This window comes from Undibacterium sp. CCC3.4 (assembly GCF_034347425.1).
Classification (GTDB): domain Bacteria; phylum Pseudomonadota; class Gammaproteobacteria; order Burkholderiales; family Burkholderiaceae_D; genus Undibacterium.
Window position 1 is genome coordinate 3,105,537 of record NZ_CP133779.1, and the last position, 12,660, is coordinate 3,118,196.

At 53.4% G+C, this 12,660-nt stretch carries 20 protein-coding genes; 17 read left to right on the plus strand and 3 right to left on the minus strand.

Annotated elements, in window-relative coordinates; genetic code table 11:
- Positions 1-47 precede the first annotated feature (47 nt).
- Together RHM61_RS13850 and RHM61_RS13855 are read left to right on the plus strand one after the other, a co-directional pair.
- Positions 48-1,025, plus strand: coding sequence for a hypothetical protein (locus tag RHM61_RS13850; RefSeq protein ID WP_322247886.1), 978 nt, complete (start codon positions 48-50; stop codon positions 1,023-1,025).
- A gap of 753 nt (positions 1,026-1,778) precedes the next feature.
- Positions 1,779-2,033 (plus strand): hypothetical protein, encoded by a 255-nt coding sequence (locus tag RHM61_RS13855; protein ID WP_322247887.1) that lies wholly within the window; start codon positions 1,779-1,781, stop codon positions 2,031-2,033.
- A 331-nt stretch (positions 2,034-2,364) separates the two neighbouring features.
- Here RHM61_RS13855 and RHM61_RS13860 read toward each other — a convergent pair whose 3' ends face one another.
- Genes RHM61_RS13860 through RHM61_RS13870 form a run of 3 tightly spaced genes read right to left on the minus strand, consistent with a single transcriptional unit; the run spans position 2,365 to position 5,407 of the window.
- A complete protein-coding gene (locus tag RHM61_RS13860) occupies positions 2,365-2,574 on the minus strand; it encodes a hypothetical protein (RefSeq protein ID WP_322247888.1) in 210 nt (69 codons plus the stop codon).
- On the minus strand, positions 2,571-3,638 hold the full coding sequence (locus tag RHM61_RS13865; protein ID WP_322247889.1) for a phage portal protein: 1,068 nt from the start codon (positions 3,636-3,638) through the stop codon (positions 2,571-2,573). Before RHM61_RS13865 ends, RHM61_RS13860 begins: the two co-directional genes overlap by 4 nt.
- Complete coding sequence (locus RHM61_RS13870) at positions 3,635-5,407, minus strand: terminase ATPase subunit family protein (protein WP_416200181.1); 1,773 nt, start codon at positions 5,405-5,407, stop codon at positions 3,635-3,637. The genes RHM61_RS13865 and RHM61_RS13870 overlap by 4 nt, the downstream gene beginning before the upstream one ends.
- Positions 5,408-5,561: 154 nt before the next feature.
- On the opposite strand from RHM61_RS13870, the gene RHM61_RS13875 reads away from it, so the two are divergent.
- The 15 genes from RHM61_RS13875 to RHM61_RS13945 all read left to right on the plus strand — a co-directional run bounded on the left by RHM61_RS13875 (position 5,562) and on the right by RHM61_RS13945 (position 12,656).
- Positions 5,562-6,392, plus strand: a complete 831-nt coding sequence (locus tag RHM61_RS13875; RefSeq protein WP_322247891.1) for a GPO family capsid scaffolding protein — start codon at positions 5,562-5,564, stop codon at positions 6,390-6,392.
- Between the two features lie 69 nt (positions 6,393-6,461).
- Positions 6,462-7,472: a phage major capsid protein, P2 family gene (locus RHM61_RS13880; RefSeq protein ID WP_322247892.1), complete on the plus strand. Its 1,011-nt coding sequence runs from the start codon at positions 6,462-6,464 to the stop codon at positions 7,470-7,472.
- 2 nt (positions 7,473-7,474) lie between these two features.
- Positions 7,475-8,176 (plus strand): phage terminase small subunit, encoded by a 702-nt coding sequence (gpM, locus tag RHM61_RS13885; RefSeq protein WP_322247893.1) that lies wholly within the window; start codon positions 7,475-7,477, stop codon positions 8,174-8,176.
- Between the two features lie 94 nt (positions 8,177-8,270).
- The gene (locus RHM61_RS13890) at positions 8,271-8,756 is read left to right on the plus strand and encodes a head completion/stabilization protein (RefSeq protein ID WP_322247894.1); all 486 of its coding nucleotides are present in this window, start codon (positions 8,271-8,273) and stop codon (positions 8,754-8,756) included.
- Complete coding sequence (locus RHM61_RS13895) at positions 8,753-8,974, plus strand: tail protein X (RefSeq protein ID WP_322247895.1); 222 nt, start codon at positions 8,753-8,755, stop codon at positions 8,972-8,974. Before RHM61_RS13890 ends, RHM61_RS13895 begins: the two co-directional genes overlap by 4 nt.
- 48 nt (positions 8,975-9,022) lie before the next feature.
- Positions 9,023-9,382 (plus strand): putative holin, encoded by a 360-nt coding sequence (locus tag RHM61_RS13900; protein WP_322247896.1) that lies wholly within the window; start codon positions 9,023-9,025, stop codon positions 9,380-9,382.
- Positions 9,375-9,644, plus strand: a complete 270-nt coding sequence (locus tag RHM61_RS13905; RefSeq protein ID WP_322247897.1) for a phage holin family protein — start codon at positions 9,375-9,377, stop codon at positions 9,642-9,644. The genes RHM61_RS13900 and RHM61_RS13905 overlap by 8 nt, the downstream gene beginning before the upstream one ends.
- Positions 9,641-10,108: a D-Ala-D-Ala carboxypeptidase family metallohydrolase gene (locus RHM61_RS13910; protein WP_322247898.1), complete on the plus strand. Its 468-nt coding sequence runs from the start codon at positions 9,641-9,643 to the stop codon at positions 10,106-10,108. Before RHM61_RS13905 ends, RHM61_RS13910 begins: the two co-directional genes overlap by 4 nt.
- The gene (locus tag RHM61_RS13915) at positions 10,105-10,536 is read left to right on the plus strand and encodes a hypothetical protein (RefSeq protein ID WP_322251151.1); all 432 of its coding nucleotides are present in this window, start codon (positions 10,105-10,107) and stop codon (positions 10,534-10,536) included. Before RHM61_RS13910 ends, RHM61_RS13915 begins: the two co-directional genes overlap by 4 nt.
- Positions 10,430-10,651, plus strand: a complete 222-nt coding sequence (lysC, locus tag RHM61_RS13920; RefSeq protein ID WP_322251105.1) for an Rz1-like lysis system protein LysC — start codon at positions 10,430-10,432, stop codon at positions 10,649-10,651. Before RHM61_RS13915 ends, lysC begins: the two co-directional genes overlap by 107 nt.
- Positions 10,635-11,123 (plus strand): phage tail protein, encoded by a 489-nt coding sequence (locus RHM61_RS13925; protein ID WP_322247899.1) that lies wholly within the window; start codon positions 10,635-10,637, stop codon positions 11,121-11,123. Before lysC ends, RHM61_RS13925 begins: the two co-directional genes overlap by 17 nt.
- On the plus strand, positions 11,120-11,569 hold the full coding sequence (locus RHM61_RS13930; RefSeq protein WP_322247900.1) for a phage virion morphogenesis protein: 450 nt from the start codon (positions 11,120-11,122) through the stop codon (positions 11,567-11,569). The genes RHM61_RS13925 and RHM61_RS13930 overlap by 4 nt, the downstream gene beginning before the upstream one ends.
- 200 nt (positions 11,570-11,769) lie before the next feature.
- Entirely contained in the window at positions 11,770-11,982 is a 213-nt protein-coding gene (locus RHM61_RS13935; protein WP_322251106.1) for a tyrosine-type recombinase/integrase, read from the plus strand.
- A gap of 78 nt (positions 11,983-12,060) precedes the next feature.
- Positions 12,061-12,312 (plus strand): AbrB/MazE/SpoVT family DNA-binding domain-containing protein, encoded by a 252-nt coding sequence (locus RHM61_RS13940; protein ID WP_322247901.1) that lies wholly within the window; start codon positions 12,061-12,063, stop codon positions 12,310-12,312.
- Complete coding sequence (locus tag RHM61_RS13945) at positions 12,306-12,656, plus strand: type II toxin-antitoxin system ChpB family toxin (protein ID WP_322247902.1); 351 nt, start codon at positions 12,306-12,308, stop codon at positions 12,654-12,656. The genes RHM61_RS13940 and RHM61_RS13945 overlap by 7 nt, the downstream gene beginning before the upstream one ends.
- The last annotated feature ends 4 nt before the right edge of the window (positions 12,657-12,660 follow it).

Consider the following 12,660-nt stretch of genomic DNA (forward strand, 5'->3'; position numbering starts at 1 on the left):
ACTGGCTTTGATAGTATGAGCACAGTTTGTTTTTGATGCGATATACTATGCTCCACGCACAAAATACGCACAGTAATCCCGCACAGATGGCATATATTCGCAAATACCGAAATAAGTGGCGTGCCGAAGTTCAGCGCCATGGTTTTCGTTCAACTCACGTCACCGATACAAAACGCGAAGCCCAAGCATGGGCGCTCAAAAAAGAAGCTGAGCTTGATTTGCTCAAAGGCGGCGGTGGAAAAACCTTTCTTGATGCCGTCGAGCATTACAAAAATACGGTAAGCATCACAAAGCGTAGCCCTGTATGGGAAATGCGACGCTTTAACGCAATGCTTGAGTATTTTCTACCTCATACGCGATTAGCAGACATCGGCAGCGCCAGAATTGGAGAATGGCGAGATGAAAGGTTAAAGACTGTCTCTGGATCGACCGTTCAGCGTGAGGCAAATTTGTTGCGTCACCTATTCACTATTGCCGTTGATGAGTGGCGCTGGATAGAGCGCCACCCATTCAAAGGGGTACGCCTGCCGGCAGAAAATGCGGCTCGGTTTCAGCGATGGGAATGGCAGAAAATCAAGATCATCCTCCGCGCCGGACAAGCAGCAGGTGGAAAAACTGGCGAGATGGCTCTTGCATTTCACATTGCCCTACGCACTGGCATGCGCTTATCTGAAGTGTTGAACGCTCCGCAAAACTTTAATTCTGCACGGCAAGTAGTCATCCTCCCAAGAACAAAAACAGGTGGCCGCGACGAGGTGCCAGTCGGGCGAATCGCAAAGAAATTGATCTTATCGGCCCACTTTACTGTAGGGCCAAACGAGGGAAGCACCCTATTTTCAAAACTGTGCAGACAGAAAATGATATCTGGACTGACTTTTCATGATGCTCGTGCAACAGCACTTACATTGCTAGCAAAAAAAGTTGATGTAATGGTATTGGCTCGAATTAGTAGGCATAAAAACATCAGCCTACTTTACCGAGTTTATTATCGAGAATCGTCCGACTCGATTGCATCGAAACTCTGATCGACAGAGCCAGATTGCTCTAAAAATGCCGTCGCGCAAATCTCCGCTCTATCGACCTTTTTAAGCCCTTCCAATTCCTTGCCGGCCGCGCAGGGAGTCATGTCAATATAAAATTACTTTTCAGGAAATATTTTTCCTTCTCTTTCCCCTGTTCAAAGCTGCGGTGCTAACAGAGGGAGATACGATGTGCTTGCACCTTAACTATTGATGTAAATAATAATAAAGCAATAAAAATTAATAAACAAATATCAAAAATACAATTAATTCAAAATAAAGTACCCCCTCGGGAAAAGGGTAACCAGGGTAACGTAATTTTTAAAATGCATGTTAAGTCATTGATATATATAGGTTTTTTATGACTTTTAAAAAGGTAATTTATTAGTAATCTTAAAGTAATCAGGTTACCTTTTAAAAAGGTAATTTCCTTTAAAAATTACTTCAATAAAATCAAGCACTTAGAAAAGATTACCTTTTTAGTTATCTATGGTTACCTTTTAAAGGTAACCATAAAAATCCTTTAAAATCAAAGACTTATATAATTAAAATAGAGCAGATTACCTTGGTTACCTTTTTCCCGAGGCTAAACCTGGGATGTGGGGAGTTGGCTTTTTTGAGACAATCGCCCCCCGCGTAAAATAATGGTGTTTTTGCAAACAAAAAATAATCGACTACCAAAATGAATGTGACGATGTTCTGTGGAACTACTGGACTAAGGGCATCGCCAGCCGTTCCATTAGCGTCACTGGTTTGCCCATGTTATTGCCGCGTGATCCAGTGCCGTCGATCGGCATGCGCGGGAGGGACAATGTTCTCAAGGTACGCGATATGGTGTTGCTACATGAGCAAAAATTCAAACTCATGAGACAAATTGAGCAAAGCGCCAGCCTGGCAATTCGGGCCGGACTTTTTGTCGATTTGCGGCGCGTATCGGATGCGTTGGGGGTGGATGTTCCTGATCTCTGCGCTTTTAAGGTGCCAGAGATACCCGTACCGCATCAATTTGACTGAACGCCCGAAACGGCATTCAGGTGCGTCAAACTGCGTCACTTTTTGCCGCGTGTGCTCGCCCTGCAACGGCGGTTTTCTCCTCTGTGCGTCAGTTTCCAAAATTTGCGTCAAAACCGGGCTATTTAGCCCGCAGGCGTGGTGGGGGGATGACTGCGCGCCAAGGGGGAAAAGCTTGAAATCTGAAAAATTTTCTTAAAAGAAATAACTTTTCTGTGATCGATGTCACAGTGATGCGCTGCCGCAAGAGTCGCGTATGAATGGTAGCGCTTGGAGGTGGTCTTGTTGCTATAAAAAAGCCCCGAACACGTCGGGGATTTTCCATGCTGTAGGGCTATCTGCCGGCAATTTTTAAGGTCCGTTGCTCTTTCTCAAAATCATCCCGGCATTCCTTATTGCAAAACAGCAGTCCGAAGGCGACCGGCTCGTCGCAAAACAAGCAATACCCATCGCTTTGCACATGCACCTGGCGGCACGCGTTGGCGATCGCGGACGCGATGAAATTTTCGATATTCTTATCTGAGACATCCGCGTGGTCGCTCATTGGGCTGCCCCTACCGATTGTAATAATTTGGAAGAGTCGAAGCGAATGACTTCTTCGCCCAGCCAGTCATTGACTTGCATGAAGCGCGCTTGCAGCGGCTCGAGTTCGTTTTGGACGAATACCCGCGCTGCCGGTTCGACCGCGCCGAAGCCGCCGGTGTTATTCGGTACCAGGCCCAGCAACTGGGGCGGCACACGGTGGGCGGCGAGCATGTCGTCGCGTGTTACGCCCTTGATGTTGAAAAATTCATCTTTGGCGGCGACTTCGGAAACCGGAATCAGCTGTATCCCATCCTTTTTTCCGTTCGGGGCATACATGAACACGTTGCGGAAATTGCCTGGTCCCTTGCTCTGCTTGAGCGCCTCGCGCATCTTGTCGACGTCGGTCTGGTTTTGCGCCGCATCGGTCATGTATAAAATGAAGCCGGCATGCGAGCCGTTTTGGTAGTATTTTCGGCGAAACAGCGTCGCGGCTTCATTCAACCAGGCCGAATGCAAGGCGCTCAGGTATTCGGGCAGGCCGTAGATTTCTTGGTTGATGTCGGCTTCGATCAGATGGAAAATCAAGCCAGGGGCAAATTCGTGCTCCTGTTTCCAGCCGTGCACATACAGATAGGCACTCAGATCGGTGGCACTGCGGCGCATGTACTTGGCCAGCGCAGGATAGAGTCCGAGCGTGCCACCCAGGCGGTTGGTTTGCCGCTCGAGGTAGCTGTTACCGAAGACCAGAAAGTCGAGCGCAAAGCGGCTGAAGTGTTCCCGCGATAACAGCCGATGTGGGACAAAGGTCGAGGCCAGCAAGTTGCGCTTGGCATAGATGGCTGAGCTGTGATGTACGCTGGCGCGGAACGATCTGGCTAAGCCGTCAAAGCTGATCGGCGGTTCGTAATAGCGGCCGTTCGACCAGCTCTCGATATAATCGAGAATTTCTGCGCGATCCAATACCGGCGTCGGGTCGCCAAAACTGAATGCTTCCAGCGCCGCCGACTGGCTGACGGCCGTCGCACGCTCGGTCCTGACTTCCTGCGCTGCATTTATCTGCCCGCGCTGCTTCCTGCGTATCATGCGTAGATCTCCATAAATGATTGACTGTTGTGGTGGCCACCATCGAGCGGTTCGTGGTCAAGTGCATGCATACATGCCCAGGCCAGATCGGCGTGACCGGTTTCTTCATTGCGGTCGGCCTTGTAGGTCACTTGCTGGCCGCTGGCGGTCAGTGTTTTTTTGATCGCCATAAAGGATTGCGCCAGTTCTGTCGCACCGGCGTCGAATTCGAGCCGGCCTTTGCTGATCACGTCTTGCGCTTTCAGCACCATGCGACTTTTGATGGCGGGGTCGTAATTGATCTTGGTGACCGAGGGGTAAAAATTCTTCACCAACTGATACACCCCTTCGCCCATTCCGGTCGCATCAATACCGATAAAGCCGACGTGATAGCGTATCGTTGATTGCCGTATCAATTCGGCCTGGGCAGCAAAATCCATCCCACGAAATTGGGTTTTTTCTAACACGCGGAACTTACCGCCGGGTGTGCGCGGCGGGGCAAGGATAACGATACCGGCGCTGTCGCCGGTATGGGCGGGGTCGTAGCCTATCCAGACCGGATTGTCGCCATAGGGGCGGGTGGTAAATGGTTTGAAATCGGTCCATTCAAGCCATGCGTCGACCATGCATTTTTGTAGTTCGGTCAAAGGAAATATTGACTTGGTATCGTCGATGAAGTGACACATCAGCAGATTGTCGAACTGGTCCGGGCTGTATTCGTAGCTGCGCAGCTCATCGATGTCGAACAAGTTGCAGCCGCCGCGCTCGGCATCCATGATCGTCACGATCTGGCGCCAGATTTTGTCTTCGCCGGTGTAACCGCTCTGTAGTCGTGCATGGCTGATGTCGATGTGTACTTGGTCTTTTTTGGGGCGACGCTTGTTGAATAGATCGCCCGTCCAGAACGGATAAGCTTCGTGCGTGATGCTGGAAGGCGTGGAGAAATAGGTCTTGCGCCACTGCTTATGCAGCGCCATGCCGGACGCGACTTTGTTCAATTCTTGGAATTGATGCGTCCAGAAGAATTCATCGAAATAGAAATTGCCATGGTAGCCTTGCGCCGTGCGCGCATTCGTTCCCAAGAAGTACAAATGCGCGCCATTCGGCAGAACGATAGGATCGCCGCTGAGCTCAATGCCCGCCGCTTCCTTTGCAAACTGGACGATGTATTGTTTGAAGACGTGCGCCTGCGCTTTTGAAGCAGACAGGAAGATTTGATTACGTCCGGTTTCAAATGCATCCGCCAAGGCTTCGCGCGCAAAATACCAGGTCGCCCCAATTTGACGTGATTTTAGAATGACGCGGGTACGTTGGTGGCCGTTTCTCAGCCAACTCTTTTGATAGTCGAATAAGGAATCGCGGAAGGCCTCCAGCAGTTGCTCACGCTGTTCGTCGCTGTAATCGTTGCGTGCTGCTTTTTTCTTGGGGCCGGCGTGACGCTTGGCCAGGTTGGGGTTTAGGTCAACTTCGTTACCGCCCGGTTCTTCATAGCGCCTGACGCGCGCCATTTGCACGACCTGACGTGTCAGTAAGTCGATTTCTTTGAAGTCGCCACCGGTTTTGAGGTCTTTGGCGATCAATTGCACCAGGCGGGCATCTAAGGCGGTTTCGATTTTTTCGATGACCGAGGCCTTGTCCCAATGATCACGATCGCACCAGCTTTGCACGGTGCTGCGTTTGATGTCGAGGTGTTGTGCAATCGATGAGATCCGCCAGCCTTGCCAATATAAGGCCCGCGCAAGACGACGCATGTCGGTTTTGTTTGCAAGGAGCGTAGCGTCATTTTCCATCATGCCGCCAGCGTAGGGGCTACGCGCGTGCGCAGGCAGTCTGGCGGAGTTGATAAACTGATTAACAACCCTCAGGCAATTGATGCAGAAGACAGCAAGGCCGACCATGTGGGCTTCATTCCCCCATAAGCTGAGTCAGTTTGGCTACCACACCATGTCAAAAAAATTCGCCTCTAAGTTTTTCCGTGTCGCCTTGGAAGGTGCGACCACCGATGGCCGCCAGATCGAGCGCAGCTGGATCGAGCAAATGGCAAAGAACTTTGACCCGGTTAAATACGGCGCACGTGTTTGGATGGAGCATATTCGCGGCACCTTGGTTGACAGCCCTTTCCGTGCCTACGGCGATGTGACAGCACTCAAAGCAGAGGAAGTCACGATTGACGGCGTGAAAAAACTCGGTTTATACGCACAGATCGAACCGACGCCTGATCTGGTTAAAATGACCAAGGCAAAACAAAAAATCTACACCAGCATCGAAATCAATGAAAAATTCGCTGACAGCGGCGAAGCCTACCTGGTAGGTTTGGGCGTCACAGATAGCCCCGCCAGCTTAGGCACAGAGATTCTCTCATTCGCGGCACAAAATCCCCATGCCAGCCCATTCGCGGCGCGCAAAAGCAGCCCCGGCAATCTGTTTTCAGCAGCCACCGAGGTGACGCTGGAATTTGATGAAGTTGACACAGAAGCCAGCTCACTTTCCATCAGGGTCAAAGAATTGCTCGGTCGTTTCAATAGCAAAAAGACCGGCGACGATGCGCGCTTTGCCGATATCAGCCAGGCGGTCGACACGCTGCTCGAGCACGTTGCGCAGCAAGCCTCGCATGTCAGCGCGGCGGGCCAGCGTATTGACGATCTGGAAAAATCGCTCCGGTTCGTGACTGCCGATTTTCACAGCGTGAAGGAGCAGCTCGCCCAGGAACCGGGCAAGCACAGTACGCGTCCGTCATCCACCGGCCATCAGGGTGGCCAACAAACCGATTGTTGATGTTGACGTATACCGCGCACAGTCTGCGCTTCGCACCACTTTTACCAAAGAATTTCGGAGATACTTGCAATGAACAATACTACCCGCACCGTCTATCACTCTCTGCTGACTCGGCTTGGCGAACTCAATGGTGTCGCCGATGTAACGAAAACCTTTGCGGTTGACCCGTCGGTGCAGCAGAAACTGGAAACGAAGATGCAGGAGTCCAGTGAGTTCCTCGGTAAGATCAATATCATCGGTGTGACCGAAAAAGAGGGTGAAAAACTCAAGTTAGGGATCAGCGGGCCGGTTGCCAGCCGTACCGATACCAACAAGAGCGAACGTCAGCCACGTGATTTGACCGAGCTTGGCGATGACAAGTACCGCTGCGTGAAAACGAATTTTGATACCCATATTCCGTATGCCAAACTCGATGCCTGGGCTAAATTCGCCGATTTCCAGACGCGCATCCGTGATGTGATTCTGCGCCGTCAGGCGCTCGATCGCATGGTCATCGGTTTCCATGGCGCGTCGGTGGCCGACACCAGCGATATCGCCACCTATCCGCTGCTGCAGGATGTCAATAAAGGGTGGTTGCAGAATATGCGTGAACACGCCCCGCAGCGTGTGATGGGTTCGGGTCAAACCGCCGGCACTGTCAGCGTCGGGGCTGGGGCCGGCAGTGATTATGCCAACCTCGATGCGGCGGTGTTCGACGCCATCACCTTGCTTGACCCGTGGTTTCGCGACGATACCGGCTTGGTGGTGATGGTTGGCCGCGAACTGATGCACGATAAATACTTCCCGCTGGTGAATCAGAAGCAAAGCCATGTCGAAACTCTGGCGGCCGATGTGGTGATCAGCCAGAAGCGGATCGGCGGTTTGCAGGCGGTGAGTGTGCCGTATTTTCCAGCGAATGCTTTTTTGATCACGCGTTTCGATAATCTGTCGATCTATTTTCAAGATGGTGCTCGTCGTCGCCAGGTGGTGGAAAATCCTAAGCGCGATAGGATTGAAAATTATGAGTCATCGAACGATGCCTATGTCATTGAAGATTATGGCATGGCCGCCTTGGTTGAACACGTTGAGCTGGTGAATTAATCATGGCGCGCATCAGTCCAGCACAACAACACTACCTGCGCACTCTGGCAGCGCTGGCGGCCGCGAACGCGTCTGCTGGTGGCGTCGTGACCGGCAACGCTTACGAATTGATGTGCGCGCAGCTGATTACCGACCGTCAGCGCCTTAAACAAATCCAGTCGATTGAGCGCAAGATCGAGACTAAACGCGCACTGCTGCCGGCCTATCAAGATTGGATCGACGGTGCGCTCGCGAGCGGTCATGGTGCACAGGACATGGTGCTGACCACGCTGTTGGTATGGCATATTGATGTCGGCGATTTCGCGCGCGCTTTGCAGATCGCTGAGTATGTTTTGCAGCACAATATGAAACTGCCGGATCAGTATCAGCGCGATACCGCGACCATGCTGCTCGATGAAATTCCGGACGCCTTCCTCCAGCCACCTCTGCCGCAAGGGGTGGATGCGATGGCTATCCTTGAGCGGGTCGATCAGCTGACCCAAGGGAAAGATGCGCCCGACCAGGCGCGCGCCAAGCTGTATAAGGCGCTCGGTTATGCCTGTATCGCTGGCAGCGGGGAGGAGGATCTGACACGGGAACAACTGCCGTTGGCACAGGAAGGGCTGCGCCACTTGCAGCGCGCACTTGAGCTGTTTAACGGCATCGGCGTCAAGAAAGATATCGAACGACTGGAGCGGCGCATTAAAAAAGCGACGCCCGATTAACGCGCACCCCCTAGCGCACGGCGGCGCGGGCTGATGACAAAAATTTATCTAGGTCTGACGCCCGCCCACCGCCGTTTTTTTAGGAAGACGTTTCATGAGTTTTATCGCCATTGCACCAAGCAATCAGGCCAGCGCACCGGCTGCCGGCCTGATTATCAATGACGGCTGGTTCCCAGATATCCGCTTGGCCGACATGCGTGAGGCCGCCAGAATCGATGGCACCGTAACCGATGCCAGACTCACTGCCGCCTTGGTCGATGCGATCTTGAGCGTTAATCTCGCACTGCATGCCTGGAAGGCGCAGCACCTCGCCGCGCAGTATGCCGATTTACTCAGCGTACCGGCACCGAGCATTCAAGGGGAAAGCCAGTATCTGGCGCATTACCGGCGTGCGGTGTATAGCACCGCCAAGGCTGATTTGCTGGAAAAATATCGTGATTTCGATAGTACCGGTCAAGCACAGAGCGATAAGAAAGCCATCGAATGGCTGGCTGCCGCTCCCGAACAAGAACGCCGCAATGCGCACTGGGCCATCGCCAACATCTTGCAGCGTCCTCACATGACGGTAGAGTTGATATGAGTTTCACCGTCTACGCTCACCAGTTCGACACCTTGGACCTGCTGTGCTGGCGGCATGTAGGGATGACGCAGGGCGTCGTTGAGGCGGCCTTGGAACTCAACCGCAGCATTGCCGATACCGGCGTGTTTATTCCGCACGGTAGCGCGGTCGTGTTACCGACCGCTGAACACCTCGCGCATCGCACACGCAGTCACCAGATCGTGCAACTCTGGGATTAAGCCGCCGCATAGCGTTTACATCGACACAGACCACCACACGAGAACCTCATGGCCGAACCTCACACTACCAGCTTCATCGTGACCGCCACCGCCGCCAGCCTTGGTGTGTCGACGCTGTTTCCTGGCATCGACGGTAATGCTTTGATTGGTGCCTTTGCCGGCTCGAGTCTGGTGGCCATCAGCAGTAAAAATCTACCGCTGCTACAACGCGTCGCGTACATGCTGATTTCCTTTGCAGTTGGCTATCTGGCTGCACCCGAAGTGGTCTCGAAAACGCCGCTGCACGAATCGGGCGTGGCGGCTTTTTTAGCGGCAGCAGCGGCGATTGCCGTGACCCTGCATTTGATTGACCTGATCAAGACGATCCAACTCCCACAATGGCTACAGAAAGGACGACCCCGTGACTGAACTGCTGACGAGCTTGACGTTTTTCTGTTACTTCGCCACTTGCCTGCGTCTGCTGCTGTATCGCCGCGGGCTGGCCAATTATTGTTGGCAGCAGTCTTGCAAAGCCTGGTGCCTGATTGTTTTTACCGGTCATTGTGCACTGGAATTATTGCTGCATCCGGAGAGCGTGTCATTGGGCCGGGCCGGCATCGCCGTGACGATCTTGCTGCTGGTGTTTCGAGCACGGGGCAATGTCGCCAGTCTGACCAGGAGTCATCCATGAGCCTGCAGGAGGAATGGCTGTCGCCGCATTTCAGTTTGGCTGAATTGGTGCGTAGTCAAACGGCGCAGCAGCATCGCATCGATAACACGCCGACTGACAGCGCGCTGCATAATCTGCGTCGGCTGGCAGAGTTTTTTGAGCAGGTTCGGCATGCATTGGGGGATGTACCAGTGCTGATCAGCAGTGGCTATCGCTGCCCGCGGCTGAACCAATTGGTCGGTGGTCAGCCCGACAGCGCGCATCTGCAGGGGCTGGCCGCGGATTTCAAGGCGCCGGCATATGGGACGCCATGCGAAATTTGCCAGCATCTGGTCGGCAGCGCGCTGCCATTCGATCAATTGATCCTGGAACGCATCGCTCCGGCTATCTGGGTACATCTGGCCATCGCGGCAGAAAACAGTCGGCCGCGTCGGCAGGTTCTCACGATCACCAAGCAAGGCAGCAAGGTGGGCTTATGGCCGTGACAACGAAACTACTGACCGGCATGCTGGTATTGACGGCGCTGTTGCTGGCCATGCTCAGCCTGAAATTGAATGTCTTGCAAAGCGATCTGGAAGTTGAGCAGACTAAAACGGCACAATTGAACAGCACGCTGGCCAGTAGAGACAGCCAGATTCTGCAATGGGAACAGGCCGCTGCTGCGCAGCGCAAACGCTTGAATCAGCTCAGCAAGGAACATCAGCGCATCCGCGCCACGCTGACAGAGAGAGAAACCGTCATCAAGGAGCTACACCATGACAACACGGAGATACAAATTTGGGCGGCTACTCCTTTGCCTGCCGCTGTTGCCAGCTTGTGCCAACATCCCGACTACCGCGGTGCCGGCGACTATCGTCCAGACTGGTCCTTACGTCAGCCGCTGCCAGCTGGCCGCCAGCGCGCCCAAGACTAACGGCGAATTGCAGTTGGCGCTGGAACGGACGCAAGCGGCCTGGGCCGACTGTGCGGCGCAGGTCGATATGCTGGTCGATCATCAGGAAAGCCTCGAGCATGTACAAGCCCGCTAGCCTGCGCGATTATTTAACTCAAGCCCATCCGGATCTGGCGCACAATCCGGACAAACTGCTGGTGTTCGCCGACCAAGGCAATCTGCTGGCCAGCGCGACCGGCTCGCTGTCGTTTGAATATTGCTACCGTCTCAATGTGATCATTACCGATTACGGCGGCGACCCGGATGCGCTGATGCTGCCGCTGCTGATATGGGTGGGCGTGCATCAACGCGACTTGCTCGCCAATCCGGAGGCGCGTAAGAATGGCATCGCGTTTGAAGTGGATTTTAATCATCACCAGAGCATCGATATCGCGATCAACCTCGATTTAAATGAGCGGGTGATCGTGCAGCACCAGGAGGACGGCAAGCTTCGTATCAGCCACCCAGCCGAGCCACAGGCGACACCACAATATAGCCAAACATTCTGGGCGCAGCAGCCAGGCAGTGATCTGCTCGCCGAGTGGCACACGCCGGCCGACGTAACGTGAGCGACGATCTCAGCAGCATGATCAGTTGGGCCGGGGCCTTGCTCCACAAGTTCAGCCCTGGCCAACGCCGGCAACTGACGCGGCAGATCGCGCAGACGCTCAGGCGCAGTCAGGCGCGTCGTATCGCGGCGCAGCGGGCACCCGATGGCACGCCCTACATTCCCAGAAAGCGGGCCAAGCGCGCCAAACAAGGCCGTATCAAGCGAAAAAAAGCGGCGATGTTTGAAAAGCTGCGCACGGCCAAACACTTGAAGCTCGTGAATGATGAGCAGCAGCTCGCGGTCGGTTTTTTTGGTCGGGTTGGCAGGATCGCGCGCGTGCATCAGGATGGACTGAGGGATCAGGTCGGGCGCGCGACGGCTCAGTATGCGTATCCGCAGCGGGTGTTGTTGGGGTTGACTGCGGAAGAGCATGGGCTTGTTCGGGAGCAGGTGTTGCGGTATTGACAGGGCGAAAAGGATGGTTACCCATGAATGATCAGTTCCCTTGCTTTTTGGATTACGCACGGCCTCGGCACTGAGTTGACCGCTGCCTATCTCCAGCCACGGCGTTGATATTGACGCACAAAGGCAGTAAGTTTTATCTCAACACCAAACGGCGCAAGAATTTTGCTTGGGAGCGAGTCGATTATCTGGCATGCGATAGCTTGCAAGCGCGCATCACTGATGTTTATCATAAAGCGGGCATTAAAGGCAGCAGTCACTCTGGCAGGCGTACGATGGCCTCAAATTTATTGCATAAAGGAGCTAGTTTGGACACTGTTCGACAATTGCTAGGGCATGTCAACATCGAACACTGCCTACCCTATCTAACTGTTGATAAAGACAGGCTGAGAGAGATGTTTTCGGATGTGATTTAGTAGATACATTGTTTATACAAATATCTTGACATTAGAAATAAATGCTCTACAATGTAGATATGTTAAGGAGATATGCAAATGCAACTATCAATTCAAAAATGGGGTAACAGCGCAGCGGTACGCTTGCCGACCGAACTGCTCAGTATGCTCAAGGTATCGCTAGGCGATAAGCTGTCGGTCGATGTGCGGCCAGAAGGCGTCATGCTCAAAGCCAAGCGCCCAGCGTATGCGTTGGCTGACTTGGTGGCGCAATGCGATATGACGGCCAAGGAGCCTGCCGACATGGCTGCATGGAGCAATGTCAAACCTGTTGGACGCGAAGAATGGTAAGGCGGGTTAAGTTTGAGCGCGGCGACATCGTGATGGTTAATTTGGAGCCAGCAGTAGGCCGAGAACAGAAAGGCGAACACAGGCCAGCCTTGGTGCTCTCAACCTCCGTATTTAATGTGATGGGCGTAATTCTGATCGCACCTATCACGCAGGGTGGCGATTTTGCCCGACACGCTGGTTTTGCTGTGCCGCTGAGCGGTTCTGGCACTAAGACGCAAGGCGTGGCGTTGGTCAATCAAGTGCGCATGATGGATCTCGAAGAACGCGGTGCAAAGAAGATTGAAACTGCACCCGATTTTGTTGTTGACGATGCGCTTGCACGTTTGCAAGCGATTACAGATTAAGAGG